At 71.8% G+C, this 18,163-nt stretch carries 17 protein-coding genes; 9 read left to right on the top strand and 8 right to left on the bottom strand.

Annotation, left to right across the window (positions count from 1 at the left end; translation table 11 throughout):
• The first annotated feature begins 211 nt into the window (after window positions 1-211).
• The 3 genes from pknB to ACFV2S_RS37350 all read left to right on the top strand — a co-directional run bounded on the left by pknB (window position 212) and on the right by ACFV2S_RS37350 (window position 3,656).
• A complete protein-coding gene (pknB, locus tag ACFV2S_RS37360) occupies window positions 212-2,098 on the top strand; it encodes a Stk1 family PASTA domain-containing Ser/Thr kinase (protein WP_385570672.1) in 1,887 nt (628 codons plus the stop codon).
• A 6-nt stretch (window positions 2,099-2,104) separates the two neighbouring features.
• Window positions 2,105-2,965 carry a deoxyribonuclease IV gene (locus tag ACFV2S_RS37355; protein ID WP_385570667.1) on the top strand — a complete coding sequence of 287 codons (861 nt, stop codon included), beginning with the start codon at window positions 2,105-2,107 and terminating at the stop codon, window positions 2,963-2,965.
• An 85-nt stretch (window positions 2,966-3,050) separates the two neighbouring features.
• Window positions 3,051-3,656, top strand: a complete 606-nt coding sequence (locus ACFV2S_RS37350; protein WP_385570662.1) for a DUF4396 domain-containing protein — start codon at window positions 3,051-3,053, stop codon at window positions 3,654-3,656.
• Window positions 3,657-3,684: 28 nt separating this feature from the next.
• On the opposite strand, the gene ACFV2S_RS37345 is transcribed toward ACFV2S_RS37350, so the two are convergent.
• Complete coding sequence (locus ACFV2S_RS37345; protein WP_385570658.1) at window positions 3,685-4,341, bottom strand: sulfite oxidase-like oxidoreductase; 657 nt, start codon at window positions 4,339-4,341, stop codon at window positions 3,685-3,687.
• A gap of 178 nt (window positions 4,342-4,519) precedes the next feature.
• On the opposite strand from ACFV2S_RS37345, the gene bfr reads away from it, so the two are divergent.
• Window positions 4,520-4,996 (top strand): bacterioferritin, encoded by a 477-nt coding sequence (gene bfr, locus ACFV2S_RS37340; protein ID WP_352025269.1) that lies wholly within the window; start codon window positions 4,520-4,522, stop codon window positions 4,994-4,996.
• Between the two features lie 16 nt (window positions 4,997-5,012).
• Here the strand turns inward: bfr and ACFV2S_RS37335 are convergent, their stop codons facing one another.
• Both ACFV2S_RS37335 and ACFV2S_RS37330 read right to left on the bottom strand, forming a co-directional pair.
• Window positions 5,013-5,261, bottom strand: coding sequence for a bacterioferritin-associated ferredoxin (locus ACFV2S_RS37335; RefSeq protein ID WP_383798505.1), 249 nt, complete (start codon window positions 5,259-5,261; stop codon window positions 5,013-5,015).
• Window positions 5,262-5,383: 122 nt separating this feature from the next.
• Entirely contained in the window at window positions 5,384-6,784 is a 1,401-nt protein-coding gene (locus ACFV2S_RS37330) for a class II 3-deoxy-7-phosphoheptulonate synthase (RefSeq protein WP_385570650.1), read from the bottom strand.
• Between the two features lie 107 nt (window positions 6,785-6,891).
• On the opposite strand from ACFV2S_RS37330, the gene ACFV2S_RS37325 reads away from it, so the two are divergent.
• The 3 genes from ACFV2S_RS37325 (at window position 6,892) to ACFV2S_RS37315 (ending at window position 11,866) form a co-directional block, all read left to right on the top strand.
• Window positions 6,892-9,717: an N-acetylmuramoyl-L-alanine amidase gene (locus ACFV2S_RS37325; protein ID WP_385570647.1), complete on the top strand. Its 2,826-nt coding sequence runs from the start codon at window positions 6,892-6,894 to the stop codon at window positions 9,715-9,717.
• 92 nt (window positions 9,718-9,809) lie between these two features.
• Window positions 9,810-9,869, top strand: coding sequence for a trp operon leader peptide (locus tag ACFV2S_RS37320; protein WP_352019211.1), 60 nt, complete (start codon window positions 9,810-9,812; stop codon window positions 9,867-9,869).
• A gap of 107 nt (window positions 9,870-9,976) precedes the next feature.
• Window positions 9,977-11,866 (top strand): anthranilate synthase family protein, encoded by a 1,890-nt coding sequence (locus tag ACFV2S_RS37315; RefSeq protein WP_385570644.1) that lies wholly within the window; start codon window positions 9,977-9,979, stop codon window positions 11,864-11,866.
• On the opposite strand, the gene ACFV2S_RS37310 is transcribed toward ACFV2S_RS37315, so the two are convergent.
• The 4 genes from ACFV2S_RS37310 to ACFV2S_RS37295 all read right to left on the bottom strand — a co-directional run bounded on the left by ACFV2S_RS37310 (window position 11,863) and on the right by ACFV2S_RS37295 (window position 15,589).
• A complete protein-coding gene (locus tag ACFV2S_RS37310) occupies window positions 11,863-12,873 on the bottom strand; it encodes a 2-hydroxyacid dehydrogenase (RefSeq protein ID WP_385570639.1) in 1,011 nt (336 codons plus the stop codon). The genes ACFV2S_RS37315 and ACFV2S_RS37310 overlap by 4 nt on opposite strands.
• Window positions 12,874-12,943: 70 nt before the next feature.
• The gene (locus tag ACFV2S_RS37305) at window positions 12,944-13,591 is read right to left on the bottom strand and encodes a response regulator (RefSeq protein ID WP_385570675.1); all 648 of its coding nucleotides are present in this window, start codon (window positions 13,589-13,591) and stop codon (window positions 12,944-12,946) included.
• 20 nt (window positions 13,592-13,611) lie between these two features.
• The gene (macS, locus tag ACFV2S_RS37300) at window positions 13,612-14,823 is read right to left on the bottom strand and encodes a MacS family sensor histidine kinase (RefSeq protein WP_385570635.1); all 1,212 of its coding nucleotides are present in this window, start codon (window positions 14,821-14,823) and stop codon (window positions 13,612-13,614) included.
• A 34-nt stretch (window positions 14,824-14,857) separates the two neighbouring features.
• Window positions 14,858-15,589 carry a 1-acyl-sn-glycerol-3-phosphate acyltransferase gene (locus ACFV2S_RS37295; RefSeq protein ID WP_017238833.1) on the bottom strand — a complete coding sequence of 244 codons (732 nt, stop codon included), beginning with the start codon at window positions 15,587-15,589 and terminating at the stop codon, window positions 14,858-14,860.
• A gap of 188 nt (window positions 15,590-15,777) precedes the next feature.
• On the opposite strand from ACFV2S_RS37295, the gene ACFV2S_RS37290 reads away from it, so the two are divergent.
• Window positions 15,778-16,560, top strand: a complete 783-nt coding sequence (locus ACFV2S_RS37290) for an alpha/beta hydrolase (RefSeq protein WP_383799550.1) — start codon at window positions 15,778-15,780, stop codon at window positions 16,558-16,560.
• On the top strand, window positions 16,553-17,194 hold the full coding sequence (locus tag ACFV2S_RS37285) for a hypothetical protein (protein ID WP_385570628.1): 642 nt from the start codon (window positions 16,553-16,555) through the stop codon (window positions 17,192-17,194). The genes ACFV2S_RS37290 and ACFV2S_RS37285 overlap by 8 nt, the downstream gene beginning before the upstream one ends.
• A gap of 181 nt (window positions 17,195-17,375) precedes the next feature.
• Here the strand turns inward: ACFV2S_RS37285 and ACFV2S_RS37280 are convergent, their stop codons facing one another.
• Complete coding sequence (locus ACFV2S_RS37280; protein WP_385570624.1) at window positions 17,376-18,122, bottom strand: endonuclease/exonuclease/phosphatase family protein; 747 nt, start codon at window positions 18,120-18,122, stop codon at window positions 17,376-17,378.
• Window positions 18,123-18,163 lie beyond the last annotated feature (41 nt).

Here is an 18,163-nt window from a genome sequence, read left to right as displayed (position 1 = left end):
GGTCCAGGCCCGGAACGCGGAGGCGCCGCTGAGCGCGCCGTCCCGTGTGCCCACCCGTCCCGCCCCAGCGGGACGATTGCCCACACGGGCAGCGGGGCACCGCCCCGCCGGGCGCGGGCCGGGACCCGCGGGGAGAGGGGCTCGTCACAGGTGGGCTGCAGTCGGGGGCGAGCGCGCGAGCGCCCCGCACCGCCCTCGTAGACTCGTCGCCGTGGACACGACCCTTCAGGACCCCCTCGTCGGGCGGCTGCTCGACGGCCGCTACCGCGTCGACGCGCGCATCGCCGTCGGCGGGATGGCCACGGTCTACCGGGCCGTCGACACCCGCCTCGACCGCGTCCTCGCGCTCAAGGTGATGCACCCCGCCCTCGCCACCGACGCCGCCTTCGTCGAGCGGTTCATCCGCGAGGCGAAGTCCGTCGCGCGCCTCGCGCACCCCAACGTCGTCGGCGTCTTCGACCAGGGCGCCGAGGGCGCGTACGTCTACCTGGCGATGGAGTACGTCGCCGGCTGCACCCTCCGCGACGTCCTGCGCGAGCGCGGCGCCCTCTCGCCCCGTGCCGCGCTCGACATCCTGGAGCCGGTGCTCGCCGCGCTGGGCGCCGCGCACCGGGCCGGGTTCGTGCACCGGGACATGAAGCCGGAGAACGTCCTGATAGGGGACGACGGCCGGGTGAAGGTCGCGGACTTCGGTCTCGTCCGGGCCGTGGGCTCGGCGACCGCCAGCACCGGCTCGGTCCTCGGCACGGTCTCGTACCTGGCGCCGGAGCAGATCGAGCACGGCACCGCCGACACCCGCTCCGACGTGTACGCCTGCGGTGTCGTCCTGTACGAGATGCTGACCGGCGGCAAGCCGCACTCCGGCGACACCCCGGCCCAGGTCCTCTACCAGCACCTGAACACCGACGTGCCCGCCCCCTCGGCGACCGTCCCCGGGCTCGCCCCGGAGCTGGACGACCTCGTCGCCGCGGCCACGGCCCGCACCCCGGAGCTCCGCCCGGACGACGCGGTCGCCCTGCTCGCCCTGCTGCGGGACGCCCGCGCCGGGCTCGACGACGAGCAGCTGGACGCGGTGCCGCCGCTGGCGCGGTCCGAGGCCCGGGACACCGCCGAGGACCGGACGAGCGTGATCGCCCGCCCCGTACCGGCGGCGGCCGAGCACACCAACCGGCTGCCCGCCCCGGAGGCGCCGCCCGCCACCCGCCGGCGGCCCCCGCGCGGCCCCCTCCTGATCGTCGTCGCCGTCCTGCTCGCCCTCGGCCTGGGCGCCGGCGTCTGGTACATCAATTCCGGCCAGTTCACCCGCGTCCCCGCCGTCCTGGGCCAGACCGAGGCCGCCGCGACGAAGCGGCTCTCCGACGCCGGTCTCGACGTCGGCACCACGAAGCGCGCCTTCAGCGACGTGTACGAGCGCGGCACGGTCATGGCCGTCGACCCCGGACCCGGCGAGCGCGTCCGCGGCAACGTCACGGTCGTCCTCACACTCTCCCGCGGTCCCGAGATCGTGAAGGTGCCCAACCTCAGGAACAAGCCGCTCGCGGAGGCCGAGCGCGCCCTGCGGGAGGAGGGTCTCGCTCCCGGGGTGATCACCCACGAGTTCAGCGACTCCGTCGCGCGGGGCTCCGTGATCGGATCCGACCCCGAGCCCGGCACCGACCGCAGCCCCGACTCGGCCGTCGCCCTGGTCGTCAGCAAGGGGTCGCCCGTCGACGTGCCCGACGTCAGCGGCGAGACCGTCGCCGACGCCACGGCCCTCCTCCAGGAGGAGGGGCTCACCGTGAAGGTCGCCCCCGAGCGGATCAACTCCCCCGAGGACGCCGGCAGCGTCGCGGCCCAGTCCCTCGCCGGCGGCAGCCGTGCCGCCGAGGGCGACGTCATCACCCTCACCGTCTCCAAGGGCCCGAAGCTCGTCGAGGTCCCCGACGTGACCGGCGAGTCGACCGCGGACGCGCGCACGGCCCTGGAGGACGCGGGCTTCGAGGTGGAGGTCAAGAAGTCCTTCCCGTACCTCGGCGACACGGTCGCGAGCCAGTCCGTGGAGGGCGGCGGGACCGCGCCCGAGGGCTCCACCGTCACCCTCACGATCAAGGGACTCTAGAGACTCATGCGCAATCCCGTAGGCGGCCATGTCCCCGTGGCCGGCGGCCTCGCCACGATCGGCCTCGGCTACGCCCGCGAGCTCGGCGCCGAGACCGTGCAGGTCTTCGTCGCCAACCCGCGCGGCTGGGCGACCCCGGTCGGCAACCCGGCCCAGGACGAGCGGTTCCGGGCCGAGTGCGAGGCCGGGTCGATCTCGGCCTGGGTGCACGCCCCGTACCTGATCAACTTCGGCTCGCACACCGAGGCCACCGTGGAGAAGTCGGTGGAGTCGCTGCGGCACTCGCTGCGCCGGGGCCGGGAGATCGGCGCGAAGGGCGTGGTGGTGCACACCGGCTCGGCGACCGGCGGGCGCCCGCGCGAGGTGGCCCTGGCCCAGGTGCGGGAGCGGATGCTGCCGCTGCTCGACGAGCTGACGCACGAGGACGATCCGTATCTGCTCCTGGAGTCGACGGCGGGCCAGGGCTTCTCGCTCTGCTCGCGCACCTGGGACTTCGGGCCGTACTTCGACGCCCTCGACCACCACCCGAAGCTGGGCGTCTGCCTCGACACCTGTCACATCTTCGCCGCCGGGCACGACCTGGCGGGCCCGCACGGCGCGACGCAGACCCTGGACCTGCTGGTGGAGACGGTCGGGGAGGGGCGCCTGAAGCTGATCCACGCCAACGACTCCAAGGACGTGGTCGGCGCCCACAAGGACCGGCACGCGAACATCGGCGCGGGTCACATCGGCGAGGACGCGTTCGCGAACCTCCTGCGGCACCCCGCCACCGAGAACGTGCCGCTGATCATCGAGACCCCGGGCGGCAAGGAGGGTCACGTCGCGGACATCGAGCTCCTGAAGAAGCTCCGCGAGCGGCGAGGCTGATGATCATCTCCTCTTGAGGAATACCCCAGGGGGGTATAGCGTTCTTGTCGACGACAGAACGCCATACGGGATTGGGGGCACTCCCATGCAGCACGACGCTCACGCGCACCACGAACACCATCAAGCCCACGCGGGCCACGAAGCTCACGAAGGCCACGAAGGCCATGCAGCCCACGCCGCCCACCAGGGCCCCGCCGGTCACGAGGGCCACCACGGTCACGAGGGCCACACCGGCCACCAGCACGCCCCCGGTCCGGTCTCCTGGTCCATGGCCGCCAAGGCCACGCTCCACTGCCTCACCGGCTGCGCCATCGGCGAGATCCTCGGCATGATCATCGGCACCGCGCTCGGCTGGGGCAACATGCCGACGATGATCCTCGCGATCATCCTGGCCTTCTTCTTCGGCTACGCGCTCACCCTGCGCGGCATCCTGTCCGCCGGCGTCGACTTCAGGACGGCGTTCAAGGTCGCCCTCGCCGCCGACACCCTCTCCATCGCGGTCATGGAGCTCATCGACAACGGCGTCATCGCGCTCTGGCCCGGGGCCATGGACGCGCACCTCGACGAGCCGCTCTTCTGGATCGTGCTGGCCATCTCCCTGGCCGTCGCGTTCGTGGTCACCACCCCGGTCAACAAGTGGATGATCGGCCGCGGCAAGGGCCACGCGGTGGTCCACCAGTACCACCACTGAGCGAGGCGGGACAGGCGGTCCGGAGCGGCTAGAGCTCCGGGCCGTCTCCCGGTTCCTCCTGGTACGAGTAGCGCTGCTCCGTCCAGGGGTCGCCGAGGTTGTGGTAGCCGCGCTCCTCCCAGAAGCCCCGGCGGTCGGCCGCCATGTACTCCACGCCCCGGACCCACTTGGGCCCCTTCCAGGCGTACAGGTGGGGGACGACGAGCCGCAGCGGGAAACCGTGCTCGGCGGTGAGCAGCTCCCCGTCCTTGTGGGTGGCGAAGATCGTCCCGTCCGAGGCGAAGTCGGCGAGCCGCATGTTGGCGCTGTAGCCGTACTCGGCCCAGACCATCACGTGCGTCACCTGGGGAGCGGGCGGCGCGAGCTCCAGGACCGTGCGGGCCGGGACGCCACCCCATTCGGCCCCCAGCATGCTGAACTTCGTGACGCAGTGCAGATCGGCCTCGACCGTGGAGAACGGGAGGACCGAGAACTCCTCGTGGTTCCAGCAGCGCTTGTCACCGTCGGCCGTCGCGCCGAAGACGCGGAACTCCCAGCGGTCGGGCTTGAACTTCGGGACGGGCCCGTAATGGGTGACCGGCCAGCCGCGCTGGAGCCGCTGCCCCGGCGGCAGATCCGGCGGAAGGTTCGGCGAACGGTCCGGCTGACCCGCTTCCCGGTGTGCTCCGCTCTCCGGCTGACCCATGTCATCCATGGTGACAGACGGCGAGGGGTGGTCATGACCAGGAGACCACCCGGGCGACTCGATTCGGACAACTCCCACTAAGCCTGCACTTACTGGACGCCCCCCATTCGGGGTGCGAGGATGCGGCCATCCCGCCCAGTGACGGCGTGGACACGTACCGTGGAAGGATCCTGAAGCGATGCAGGGCGACCCCGAGGTCCTCGAGTTCCTCAACGAGCAGCTGACCGGCGAGCTGACGGCCATCAACCAGTACTGGCTGCATTACCGCATCCAGGACAACAAGGGGTGGACGAAGCTCGCCAAGTACACCCGCGAAGAGTCCATCGACGAGATGAAGCACGCGGACAAGCTGACCGAGCGCATCCTGATGCTCGACGGCCTGCCCAACTACCAGCGGCTCTTCCACGTACGGGTCGGCCAGACGATCACCGAGATGTTCCAGGCGGACCGCCAGGTCGAGGTGGAGGCGATCGACCGCCTGAAGCGCGGGATCGAGGTCATGCGGGCCAAGGGGGACGTCACGTCCGCCAACCTCTTCGAGGAGATCCTCGCCGACGAGGAGCACCACATCGACTACCTGGACACCCAGCTGGAGCTCATCGAGTCCCTGGGTGAGGCGCTGTACGTCTCGACGCTCATCGAGCAGCCGAGCTAGGACCCGCCCGGAGGCGTCAGGCGGCTTCCCCGAGCTCCGCGACCGCCTCCGTGGTCAGGGCCGGCACGCCCTGGTCCAGGAGGTCCCGTCGCGGGCAGCTGCCGCGCCCGAGGATGGCCTGGATGCGGCGGACGCAGGAACCGCAGTCCGTTCCGGCCTTGCAGGCGGAGGCTATCTGGCGGGGCGTGCACGCACCCGCGTCCGCGTGCTCCTTGACCTGCTTCTCCGTGACACCGAAGCATGAGCAGACGTACACGCGGTTCACCTCCCACCGGGATCCATAAGGCTAACCTAACCTTACCCGGCACCCCGGAGCCCCAAAAGCCCCGGATACGACGATGGGGCACGGATCACAGCGATCCGTGCCCCATCTCCGTAGGAAGCTACTTACTGATCGCGGTACATCTCCGCCACCAGGAAGGCCAGGTCGAGCGACTGGCTGCGGTTGAGCCGCGGGTCGCAGGCCGTCTCGTAGCGCTGGTGCAGGTCGTCGACGAAGATCTCGTCGCCGCCGCCCACGCACTCGGTGACGTCGTCACCGGTGAGCTCGACGTGGATGCCGCCCGGGTGGGTGCCCAGCGCCTTGTGGACCTCGAAGAAGCCCTTGACCTCGTCGAGCACGTCGTCGAAGCGGCGGGTCTTGTGGCCGGAGGCGGCCTCGAAGGTGTTGCCGTGCATCGGGTCGGTGACCCAGGCGACGACCGCACCGGAGGCGGTGACCTTCTCGACCAGCTCGGGGAGCTTGTCGCGGACCTTGTCGGCGCCCATGCGGACGATGAAGGTCAGCCGGCCCGGCTCGCGGTCCGGGTCGAGGCGGTCGATGTAGGTGAGCGCGTCGTCCACCGAGGTGGTCGGGCCCAGCTTGATGCCGATCGGGTTCGCGATCTGCGAGGCGAACTCGATGTGGGCGTGGTCGAGCTGCCGGGTGCGCTCACCGATCCAGACCATGTGGCCGGAGGTGTCGTACAGCTTGCCGGTGCGCGAGTCCGTACGGGTCAGGGCGCCCTCGTAGTCGAGCAGCAGCGCCTCGTGGGAGGCGTAGAACTCGACGGCCTTGAACTCGGCGGGGTCGGTGCCGCAGGCCTTCATGAAGTTCAGGGCGTTGTCGATCTCGCGGGCGAGCGCCTCGTAGCGCTGGCCCGAGGGGGACGACTTCACGAAGTCCTGGTTCCAGGCGTGCACCTGGCGCAGGTCGGCGTAGCCACCGGTGGTGAAGGCGCGGACCAGGTTGAGCGTGGAGGCGGACGCGTTGTACATCCGCTTCAGGCGCTCGGGGTCCGGGATGCGGGCCTTCTCGTTGAAGTCGAAGCCGTTGACCGAGTCGCCCCGGTAGGTCGGCAGGGTCACGCCGTCGCGGGTCTCGGTGCCCTTGGAGCGGGGCTTCGAGTACTGGCCGGCGATACGGCCGACCTTCACGACGGGCACGGAGGCCGCGTAGGTGAGGACGGCACTCATCTGGAGCAGCGTCTTGAGCTTGGCCCTGATGTGGTCGGCGGACACGGCGTCGAAAGCCTCGGCGCAGTCGCCGCCCTGGAGCAGGAACGCCTCGCCACGGGCGACGGCTCCCATCCGGGCGCGCAGCTGGTCGCACTCGCCGGCGAAGACGAGCGGAGGATACGACTCGAGGTCCGCGATCACATCGCGCAGAGCCTCGGCATCGGGGTACTCGGGCTGCTGCGCCGCGGGCAGGTCTCGCCAGGTCGCCTTGGCGACGGCGTGGGAATCAGCGTTCACGGTCACACGCACAACATTACGGGGTTCTTCGTCCGGTCCTGTCCGTCTGCCCATGGACTGAGACGCGCGCCCGAAATGTCACACGGGGATCTTCATACCGTCGAGTGGTGTTACCCTCTGGCCCGTTTGACAAGAACAAAGTCGAATCCACAGGGGTGGGCGTGACCCAGAGGCACCGCAGGGACCGGAAGAAGAAACGACTCTTGTACGGAGCGGCGGCGGCGGTCGTCGCCACCGCCACGATCGGCACCCTCGCGGTCGCCTCACCGGGCCTGCTCGGCGCGGCCGGCGACGGCAAGCCCGGGGGCGAGGCTTCCCTGCAGGAACAGTTCGCAAACGCGGCGCGCGAGTTCGATGTGCCGCAGAGCGTGCTGATGGCGGTGTCGTACCGCCAGACCCGGTGGGAGTCGCACGAGGGGCAGCCGAGCACCACGGGCGCGTACAACGTCATGGGTCTGACGAAGGTCGACCCCGAGGACGTCGAGCAGGACACGGACGAGCAGCTGCTCGACCTCATGAACCGCAGCGGCGACCCCCGCGTCGAGAAGAGGTTCGACGGGAAGAAGGCCCTGGCGGCCCTCCCCGAGAAGAAGGTCGACACCTCCAGCCCCGCGCTGCACACCCTGGACAAGGGCGCCGAGCTGATCGACGGCTCGACCGACACCGTCCAGAACGACAGCGAGGCCTCCATCCGGGCCGGCGCCGCCCTGCTCGCCGACTACCAGAAGCAGGCCGGTGCGGAGCTGTCCGACGACCCGGGCGCCTGGTACCCGGCCGTCGCGCGCTACAGCCAGTCCTCGGACCGGAAGGGCGCGGACCTCTTCGCCAAGCGCGTCTTCGAGTCCATCAGGACGGGCGAGCGGGAGCTCACCGCGGACGGCGAGCAGGTCGTTCTGCCCGCGGACCCGTCGGTGGAGCCGGTCGAGCCGACGAACGTTCCGCTGACGGCGAGCGCCACCGCGGCGAACGACACCCCGGCGGCCGAGTGCCCGACCGGGCCGACGGCCCCCGTCTGCACGTTCATCCCCGCCGCCTACTCCCAGAACGACGGCAACTACAACATCGCGAGCCGCGGCACGGGTGGCTTCGACGTCCGCCAGATCGTCATCCACGACATCGAGGGCACGCACGACGGCGCGGTGGCGGTCTTCCAGAACCCGCTGAGCTACGCGAGCGCCCACTACATCGTCCGCGCCGACGGCCGCGTGACGCAGATGGTGGAGACCAAGAACGAGGCGTACCACGCGGGCAACAAGACCCTCAACATGCACTCGATCGGCATCGAGCACGAGGGCTACGCCATCAAGGGCGACGCCGGCTGGTACACCGAGCCGGAGTACGAGTCCTCCGCGGCCCTCGTGAAGTACCTGGCCGCGAAGTTCTCGATCCCGCTGGACCGCGAGCACGTCATCGGCCACGACGACGTGCCGAGCATCCTGGACAGCCCGATCCAGGACCACTGGGACCCGGGCCCGTTCTGGGACTGGAACCACTTCATGACCCTGGTGGGCGCGCCCACCGGCGCCGGCGGCGCCGGCGGCCTCCTCCAGGCCGGTCAGCTCGTCCGGATCGTCCCGCCCTTCACGTCAGCCAACGAGCAGGCGATGAAGTACACGGAGACGGTCGGCGGCCAGAACGTCACCAAGACGACCGTCCCGCTGCCGGTGAACTTCGGCTACCTCTACTCGGAGCCGGTGGCCGACCAGTCCAAGGCGCTCACCGACCCGTACGTCTCGGCGAACTGGCAGGAGGGCGCCAACTGGACGAACAAGGTCACGGCCGGCAGCACCCACGTCGTCGCCGAGTCGCGCACCGACTGGACGGCCATCTGGTACGGCGGCAAGAAGGCCTGGTTCTACAACCCGGGCGGCCAGTACACGGCCCCGGTGGGCGTGAAGACGGCGATCACCGCCAAGGACGGCGCCACGTCGATCCCGGTCTACGGCCGCACCTACCCCGAGGACGCCGCCTACGCGGGCACCGGGGTCCCGGTCCAGAACAACAACAACGCGTCGCTGACCAGGTACAGCCTCCCGGCCGGGCAGCTGTACGCGAAGGCCGGGGACGCCGTCCCGGGCGACTACTACTACAGCGCGTACGAGAAGGACGGCACCCGGGTCGTCGGCACGACCAACGTCTTCGTCCCGATCCGCTACAACCACCGCATGGCGTGGGTGAAGGCGAGCGACGTCAAGGAGGTCGACGGCAAGCCCGCCGTCGCCACCACCAACCGCTACAACCTCCTCGCCCGCGACGCCTCCGGCGTGCTCTGGCAGCACCAGGGCGGCGGCAGCGCCACCACGCCGTTCCTGGCCCGGTACCGGGTCGGCGGCGGCTGGCAGATCTACAACGCCATCACCCCGCTGACGGCCCTCCGGGCCGACGGCACCGGTGACGCCGTGGCCCGGGACGCCTCCGGCGTCCTCTGGTACTACCAGGGCAGCGGCAACCCCTCCGCACCGTTCAAGGCACGCCTGAGGACCGGCGGCGGCTGGCAGATCTACGACCGGATCATCGGCGTCCGGGACCTCACCGGGGACGGCAGGCCGGACGTCGTCGCCCGCGAGAAGTCGGGTGTCATCTGGCTGTACAAGGGCACCGGCACCCCGGCCACGCCGTTCGCCGCCCGGGTGAAGATCGGCACCGGCTGGCAGATCTACAACGACATCGTCAGCACCGGCGACCTGACCTCGGACGGCAAGGCGGACCTGATCGGCCGCGACGCCACCGGGGCGCTGTGGCTGTACAAGGGCACCGGCAGCGCCACCGCCCCGTACGCCGCCCGCGTCAAGGTGGGTACCGGCTGGCAGATCTACAACAGCATCACCGGCCCGAGCGACCTCACCGGTGACGGCAAGGTCGACTTCGTCGCCCGTGACGGCGCCGGCGCGCTGTGGCTGTACAAGGGCACCGGCAGCGCCACCGCCCCGTACGCCGCCCGCGTGCAGGTCGGCCCGGGCTGGCAGACGTACAACCTGATCTTCTGATCGGGAGAACGGCCGCCCTCGGGGCCCGTTCCGCACCGTCCACGGTGCGGAACGGGCCCCGTTCCCGTGCCCGGCTGGGTTACAGTGCTCGCATGTCGTACGCCTCGCAGATCCAGAACTGGTGGTGGACCGCTCATCCGGCGGCCCACTGATCGCGCGTACACCGACTGACTCGCGAAGGCCGCCCGAGGGGCGGCCTTTCTCGTACCCGGGGCCGTTCCTCCTCTCCGTACTCCACCCGGAAGGAACGACCCGCCCCATGGACCTCTCCCGTCTCCTCGACGACTCCTGCCCGCCCTTCGCCCTGCTCCGCCGCCGCACGCCCGGCCGCGACCACGACACCATCGAGGTGCTGATCGGCCGGGTCCACGAGGCCGAGCGCCTCGCCGACCTGCCCGTGGGCCCGGTGCCGACCCTCGCCCTCGTGCCGTTCCGGCAGATCCGCGAGCGGGGCTTCGACGTGCGGGACGACGGGACCCCGCTCTCCGTGCTCGTCGCCGACGAGACGTACGAGCTGCCGCTGGACGAGGCCCTCGCCGCGCTGCCCGCCCACGAGGTACGGGTGGAGGGCGGCGGCTTCGACGTCTCGGACGAGGCCTACGCGGAGACCGTGCGGCGGGTCATCGACGAGGAGATCGGCTCCGGCGAGGGCGCCAACTTCGTCATCCGGCGCACCTACACGGGCGAGATCCCCGGCTTCGGGCGGGCCGACGCGCTGGCCCTGTTCCGGCGGCTGCTCGCGGGCGAGCGGGGCGCGTACTGGACGTTCGTGGTGCACACCGGGGACCGGACGCTCGTCGGCGCGAGCCCCGAGGTGCACGTGCGGATGTCGGGCGGGACGGTCGTGATGAACCCGATCAGCGGCACGTACCGCTACCCGGCGGGGGCCGCGCCGACCGCCGAGGACCTGCTCGTCTTCCTCGCCGACCGCAAGGAGACCGAGGAGCTCTCCATGGTGGTGGACGAGGAGCTGAAGATGATGTGCACCGTCGGCGACATGGGCGGCGTGGTGGTCGGGCCGCGGCTGAAGGAGATGGCCCATCTCGCGCACACGGAGTACGAGTTGCGCGGCCGTTCCTCGCTGGACGTCCGGGAGGTGCTGCGGGAGACGATGTTCGCGGCGACCGTCACCGGGTCCCCGGTGCAGAACGCCTGCCGGGTGATCGAGCGTCACGAGCCCGTCGGGCCGGACGGGGTCGGGCGCGGCTACTACGCGGGCGCCCTCGCCCTGCTCGGCACGGACGCGAGCGGGGCGCAGACGCTGGACTCGCCCATCCTGATCCGTACCGCCGACATCGCGTCCGACGGCCGGCTGCGGGTGCCGGTCGGGGCGACGCTGGTGCGGCACTCGGATCCGGCGGGCGAGGTCGCCGAGACCCACGCGAAGGCGGCGGGCGTCCTGACGGCGCTCGGGGTCCGGGAGGGCCGGCCGGTCCCGGACGCCGCCGCGCCGGTGCCGGCGCGGCTCGCCGACGACCCCCGGGTGCGGGCCGCGCTGGACGCGCGCCGCGCGGACCTCGCGCCGTTCTGGCTGAAGATGCAGGCCCGCTCGGCGGAGCTGGCGGGGCACGCGCTCGTGGTCGACGCCGAGGACACCTTCACCGCGATGCTGGCGCACGTGCTGCGCTCCTCGGGCCTGGAGGTGTCGCTGCTGCGCTACGACGAGCCGGGGCTGCGGGAGCTGGCCCTCGCCCACGAGGGGCCGGTCGTCCTGGGGCCGGGGCCGGGCGACCCCTCGGACGCCGCCGACCCGAAGATGCGGTTCCTGCGCGGCCTGACGGCGGAGCTCGTACGGGGCCACCGGCACGGCCTGCTGGGCGTCTGCCTCGGGCACGAGCTGATCGCGGCCGAACTGGGCCTGGACATCGTCCGCAAGCGGACGCCGTTCCAGGGGGCGCAGCTGCGGATCGACCTGTTCGGACAGGAGCGGACGGTCGGGTTCTACAACAGCTTCACCGCCCGCTGCGACGACCGGACGGCGACGGAGCTGGCGCTGCACCGCATCGAGGTGAGCCGGGACGCGGAGACCGGTGAGGTGCACGCCCTGCGCGGACCGGGCTTCGCCGGGGTGCAGTTCCACCCGGAGTCGGTGCTCACCCTGGACGGTGCCGCGCTCACCGCCTCGCTGCTCGCGGGGGTGCTGGTCTAGGCACCGCCCCGGGAGATCCTCGGGACCAGGACGTTCTCGCTGCGGCGCCCGGCGGTGTGGTCGAGGACGTTCTGGAGGGTGGTGTCGATGATCTGGCCGACCGCGTCGAGCGTGTAGTACGCCTGGTGGGAGGTGACCACCACGTTCGGGAAGGTGACCAGACGGGCCAGGGTGTCGTCCTCGACGACCTCCAGGGACTTGTCGAGGAAGAAGAGCCCGGCCTCCGCCTCGTACACGTCCAGGCCGACGCCGGTGAAGCGGCCGGCCCGGAGCTCGGTGACGAGGGCCTCGGTGTCGATGAGCCCGCCGCGGCTGGAGTTCACCAGGATGGCGTCGTCCTTCATGGCCTTCAGGGCGGCGGCGTCGACGAGGTGCTGGGTGGCGGGGAGCAGCGGCACGTGGAGGCTGACGAGGTCGGACTCGGCGAGGAGCCGGTCCTTGTCGACGTACGTCATGCCGAGTTCCACGCAGGCGGGGTTCTCGGCGACGTCCCAGCCGAGGAGGTTCATGCCGAAGCCGTGGGCGATCCGGGTGAAGGCCTCGCCGATCTTGCCGGTGCCGAGGACGCCTGCGGTACGGCCCCGCAGGTCGCGGCCCATCAGTCCGTCGAGCCGGAAGTCGAAGTCGCGGGTGCGGTTGGAGGCGCGGACGATCCGGCGGTTGACGGCCATGGCGAGGGTCCAGGCGAACTCGGCGACGGAGTACGGCGAGTAGGACGAGACGCGGGCGACGGTCATGCCGAGGCGCTCGGCGACCTCCAGGTCGATGTTGTTGAAGCCCGTGGAGCGCTGGGCGATCATCTGGGTCCCGCCGGCCGCGAGGGTCTGCAGGACGCGGTGGTTCAGGTTGGCGTTGACGCTGGTGGAGATGATCTCGTAGCCGGCGGCGATGGGTGCGGTGTCCTCGTTGAGGAAGACGCCCACGCAGCGGACGTCGTGGTGTCCCGCGAAGGCCTTCTCGATGAGGGGCTTCTCGTCCGCCTGCACGCCGAATGCCAGGATTTCCACGCGTTTCCCCTCAACGTCACGATGGGCCGTATATCGGCGAATATACGGCCCGTCGTGACGCCCGGCCGTCTCAGGCGTCGTCGAGTCCGCGCTCGATGGCGTACCGGACGAGCTCCACGCGGTTGTGCAGCTGGAGCTTGCCCAGGGTGTTCTGGACGTGGTTCTGCACCGTGCGGTGCGAGATCACCAGGCGCTCGGCGATCTGCTTGTAGCTGAGGCCCTTCGCGACGAGCCGCAGGACCTCGGTCTCGCGCTCGGTCAGCTGCGGGGCCTTCGGCTCGTCGGCGCCCGCCGCCGGAGCGGGCTCGGAGGCGAGCCTGCGGTACTCGCCGAGGACCAGACCGGCCAGGCCCGGGGTGAAGACGGGGTCCCCGGCGGCCGTCCGGCGCACCGCGTCGATCAGCTCCGCCGTACTGGCCGACTTGAGGAGGTAGCCGGTGGCGCCGGACTTCACCGCCTCCAGGACGTCGGCGTGCTCGCCGCTCGCCGAGAGCACGAGGACCCGCAGCCCGGGCAGGCCGCCGACGAGCTCCTTGCAGACCTGGACGCCCGGCTTGACCGGCAGGTTCAGGTCCAGGACGAGGACGTCGGGGGTCACGGCGGCCGCACGGCGCACGGCCTGCTCCCCGTCGCCGGCGGTGGCGACCACCTCGAAGCCCGCCTCGGCGAGGTCGCGGGCGACCGCGTCCCGCCACATCGGATGGTCGTCGACGACCATCACCCTGATCGGCTGCTCGCTCACTTCTCCCCTGCCTTCCCCCGTGGAACCTTCAACTCGACTTCCGTGCCCTGGCCCGGGACCGAGATCAGCTCGGCCGAACCGCCCAGATCCCGCAGTCTCCCCCGGATGGACAGGGCGACGCCCATCCGGCCCTCTCCCCAGGCCTCCGCGAGGCGGCCCTCGGGGATGCCGGGGCCGTCGTCCCGGACGGTGACGATCACCTCGTCCGGCCAGTCCTCGATCAGGATCCACGCGTGCGCGTCCTGCCCGGCGTGCACCCGGACGTTGTCCAGGGCGGCGCCGACGGCGGTGGCCAGCTCACGGGCGGCGGGCGGCGGAAGGAGCACCGGGGCGCCCGGCTCGGAGAGGGTGACCAGGGAACCGGCGCGCGGGGCGAGCAGGACGCGGAGGTCGACGGGGGCGTCGTCGTCCGGCTCGTCGTCCACCTCGACGACCCGGACGAAGGCGCCCTCGGACTCGTCCTCGGAGACCAGGCTGGGCCGGGTGAGCCCGCCCGCGACGAGGGTGCGGAGGGCCACCTCCTGCTCGCCCGCCATCCGGCCGAGCTCGGCGGCCTCGCCACCGAGCGCCGTGCCGCGCCGCTGCACCATCGCGAGGACCTGGAGGACGCTGTCGTGGATGTCGCGCGCGAGCCGCTCGCGCTCCCGGGTCGCGGCCTCGATCTCCAGGGCGCGGGCGAGGGTGCGCTCGGAGGCGCGGGCGACCTCGACGACGTAGCCGATGGCGATGGAGGCGACCCAGACGAGGAGCACGTTGTGGAGGGTGTCCCGGCTGGGGTGCCCGCGCTCGATGATGTTGGCGACGGCGACGAGCGAGGAGGCGGCCCCGGCCCAGCGCCAGCCGCCCTTGATCGCGTAGGCGAGGACGGAGCCCGCCGTCCATATCGACGGCAGGGTGGGGCCGTCGATCGACTGGGCCTGGGCGTCGGCGAGCGGGGTGAGGAGGATGCCGACGAGGGCGACGGTGAGGTCGGCGCCGAGGAAGCGCTTGGTGCAGCTGGCCGCGTTCGCCACCTTCGGGAGGGTGGCGAGGGTCCAGCAGCAGAGCACCGCCAGATAGACGACGACGATCCACGGCCGCTCGTACCGCTCGCGGCCGAAGGCGACCAGCAGGACCGCGTAGACCATCGTCAGGACGCGGTAGCCGGTCAGCGCACGCCACAGCGGCTGCTCGACCGACATGCGCACGACACGCTCGCGCCTGGCCATCTCCCCCACCCCCCGGAAAGCCCCTCGCGGGGACCTACGCGCCGGACTCTTCCCGAGCGGCGATCTCGGCCTTGACGGCCTCCTTGGCCGCCTTCTCCGCGTCCGCGATCTGCCGCTTGGCGGCGGTCGCGTAGATGTCGACGTACTCCTGGCCCGACAGCTTCATGATCTCGTACATGACCTCGTCGGTCACCGAGCGGAGGATGAAGCGGTCCCCCTCCATGCCCTGGTAGCGGGTGAAGTCCAGCGGCTTGCCGATCCGGATCCCCGGGCGCATCAGCTTGGGGACGACCTTGCCGGGCGGCTGGATCTTCTCGGTGTCGATCATGGCGACGGGGATCACGGGCGCGCCGGTGGCCAGGGCCACGCGCGCCAGACCGCCGGGCTTGCCCCGGTAGAGGCGGCCGTCGGGCGAGCGGGTGCCCTCGGGGTAGATCCCGAAGAGACCGCCGCCCTCGATGACCTCGATGCCGGCCTTGATCGCCGCCTCGCCCGCCCCGCGGGCGCCCGAGCGGTCCACCGGGAGCTGGCCGACGCCCTTGAAGAAGGCGGCGGTGAGCTTGCCCTTCACGCCCGGGGTGGTGAAGTACTCGGCCTTGGCGATGAAGGTGACCTTGCGGTCCAGGACGGCGGGGAGGAAGAAGGAGTCCGAGAAGGACAGGTGGTTGCTGGCGAGGATCGCGGGCCCCTCGGCGGGGATGTTCTCCAGACCCTCCACCCAGGGCCGGAAGGCAAGCTTGAGGGACCCTCCGATGGAGAACTTCATTGCGCCGTAGATCAACTCGCCATGCCTTCCGTGTGCCGTGGCCCCGACTTTATCCCGTACCGGCGTACGGCCCCCGCTACGGCCCTGGTCGGTGTCGGTCCGGTCGCGTACCGTGAAGGTCCTTCCCCATTGCCGTCGCTCCGGCGCGCCCCGAGGACGCCGGAGTCGCAACCGAACAGGAGACCCCGGTGCCGGTCCTTCCCGGAGCCGAGCCGTACCGCCATGAGGGCGGAGAGGTCGGCGTCCTTCTCTGTCACGGATTCACCGGTTCCCCGCAGTCGATGCGCCCGTGGGCCGAGTACCTGGCCGAGCGCGGCCTCTCGGTCTCGGTGCCCCTGCTGCCCGGCCACGGCACCCGCTGGCAGGACATGCAGCTGACCACCTGGCACGACTGGTACGCGGAGGTGGACCGGGCCCTGCGCGAGCTGCGGGAGCGCTGCCGGACCGTCTTCGTCTTCGGCCTCTCCATGGGCGGGGCCCTGACCCTGCGGCTGGCCGCCCAGCACGGTGACGCCGTGCGGGGCATCGTCCTCGTCAACCCGGGCAACAAGGTGCACGGCCTCGCCGCGCACGCGCTGCCCGTCGTGCGGCACCTGGTCCCGTCCACGAAGGGCATCGCCAGCGACATCGCCAAGGAGGGCGCCTTCGAGGTCGGCTACGACCGGGTGCCGCTGCACGCCGCGCACTCCCTGCGGCAGCTCTTCCGGACGGTGGACGCGCAGCTCCCCCAGGTCACCCAGCCGGTCGTCCTGCTCCACAGCCCCCAGGACCACGTCGTGCCGCCCGTCGACTCGGCCCGGATCCTCTCCCGCATCTCCTCGACGGACGTCCGGGAGGTCCTGCTGGAACAGAGCTACCACGTGGCGACGTTGGACCATGACGCGGAGCGGATCTTCGACGAGAGCCTGGCCTTCGTCGAGCGTCTGGCCCCGGATCTGGTCGACGGGAAGGGGAGCAGGAGCGGTGGCTGAGCAGCAGGACGGCGACGGGCGGGAGCCGCAGCCCATCGACGAGGAGGCGGCCTGGGCCGCGATCGTCGCCGGGTACGGCGAGGAGCCCGCGGACCCTCCGGGGGCGAAGCCGTTCCGGCCGGTCGAGAACCTCGCGCTGCCGGAGCCCGAGGAGTCGGACGAGGAGGGCGGCGCGGAGATCCGGCCGATCAAGGGCACGGCCTGGAAGCCCAGGCCGAAGCCCGCGCCCGAGGAGCCCGCGGCGGACGAGGACCCGGAGGAGGGCCCCGAGCGGCCCGCGCTGGGCAGCTCGATCGTGTTCGCTCCCGGGGTGCGGACCGGCGGCCCCCGGGACTACGCGCCGGCCGAGCCGGACGACGCGCCGGGCGGCTCGGACGAGGGCCACTTCGTCCCGCCGGAGCCGCCGCCGCTCCCCGAGGCGGACGCGACGACCAGGTTCGCCTGGCTCGGGGTCGTCGGCGGCCCGGTCCTGATGCTGCTCGCCGTCCTGCTCCAGTGGGACATGACCTGGTGGCTGACGACGCTCTGCGTGGGCGGCTTCCTGGGCGGCTTCGCGACCCTGGTGGCGCGGATGAAGCACGACGACGAGGACGACGACGGCTTCGACGACCCGGGCCGCGGGGCCGTCGTGTAGATCGTTCCGGCCTTACGAGTCGGTCCGGGTGGCCGGCACCCGGACCGCCGCCAGGACCGGGAGGTGAGCAGATCCTCCCGACGCCGCCCTCGCACCGCGCGGCGCCGGGGCGCCACCCGGGCTTCGGACGGCTGCGCCGGACTCCGTCCGTCGGACACGCGGCCGGGCCGGGTGCGGTGCCTCAGGGGGTGGCCGGCACCCGGACCGCCGCCAGGACCGGGAGGTGATCGGTGGCGGCCCGGAGGTCGTCCGGGTCGAGGTCGGTGGGGACCCCGCAGCCGAGGAACTCGATGCCCGGGGTCGCCAGGATCGCGTCGATGCGCTGGTGCGGGTCGGCCGGGGTCGAGGTGTGCTCGCCGCCCCAGGGGCTGACCGCCCAGCCGTCCCGCAGCTCCTGCGTGAGGCGGGTGAAGGCGGGCTCCCCGGGGCGCTCGTTCAGGTCGCCGGCGACGAGCACGTGCGGGGCGCCGAGGGCGGCGACCCGGTCCAGGACCATCCCCGCCTGGGCGTACCGCTCGTCCTTCCGCAGGCTCAGGTGGCAGCTGACGAGACCGAGCCGGGCCCCGGCGAAGCGGACCACGGCGGTCGCGAGGCCCCGCCGGTGCAGGCCCGGGGTGAGCGGCAGCAGGACGTCCTCGGTCCGCTCCACGGTGGCGCGCAGGGAGCAGAGCAGCAGCGGCCCGGCCGCGGTCGCGCCGCCGCTCAGGACGACGAGCTCGCTCTTGGCGGCGAGCCGCGCCGCGTGTTTGCGCCAGCGGAAGAAGCGCGGGGCCTCCTGGACGAAGACGAGGTCCGGGGCGCAGGCGCGGATCACCCGGGCGAGGGCGTCCTCGTCGTCGCGCAGGGAGCGGACGTTGTAGCTCAGCACGCGGAGGACGGCCGAACCGTCGCTCTCGGTGCGGGAGTTGGGCAGCTCACTGATCGCCATGACGGCCAACATACGACGACCGCCCGCCGCGTCCGAGAGGA

The organism is Streptomyces sp. NPDC059695 (assembly GCF_042733785.1).
In the GTDB taxonomy this organism is placed as follows: domain Bacteria; phylum Actinomycetota; class Actinomycetes; order Streptomycetales; family Streptomycetaceae; genus Streptomyces.
This window is presented reverse-complemented; position numbering and strand designations above follow the sequence as displayed.

Coding starts and splice junctions, on each gene's coding strand:
- ACFV2S_RS37355 (WP_385570667.1), top strand. CDS start 2,105: ATGCGCAATCCCGTAGGCGGCCATGTCCCCGTGGCCGGCGGCCTCGCC.
- ACFV2S_RS37350 (WP_385570662.1), top strand. CDS start 3,051: ATGCAGCACGACGCTCACGCGCACCACGAACACCATCAAGCCCACGCG.
- ACFV2S_RS37345 (WP_385570658.1), bottom strand. CDS start 4,341: ATGGGTCAGCCGGAGAGCGGAGCACACCGGGAAGCGGGTCAGCCGGAC.
- bfr (WP_352025269.1), top strand. CDS start 4,520: ATGCAGGGCGACCCCGAGGTCCTCGAGTTCCTCAACGAGCAGCTGACC.
- ACFV2S_RS37330 (WP_385570650.1), bottom strand. CDS start 6,784: ATGGGCAGACGGACAGGACCGGACGAAGAACCCCGTAATGTTGTGCGT.
- ACFV2S_RS37315 (WP_385570644.1), top strand. CDS start 9,977: ATGGACCTCTCCCGTCTCCTCGACGACTCCTGCCCGCCCTTCGCCCTG.
- ACFV2S_RS37305 (WP_385570675.1), bottom strand. CDS start 13,591: ATGGTCGTCGACGACCATCCGATGTGGCGGGACGCGGTCGCCCGCGAC.
- macS (WP_385570635.1), bottom strand. CDS start 14,823: ATGGCCAGGCGCGAGCGTGTCGTGCGCATGTCGGTCGAGCAGCCGCTG.
- ACFV2S_RS37295 (WP_017238833.1), bottom strand. CDS start 15,589: ATGAAGTTCTCCATCGGAGGGTCCCTCAAGCTTGCCTTCCGGCCCTGG.
- ACFV2S_RS37280 (WP_385570624.1), bottom strand. CDS start 18,122: ATGGCGATCAGTGAGCTGCCCAACTCCCGCACCGAGAGCGACGGTTCG.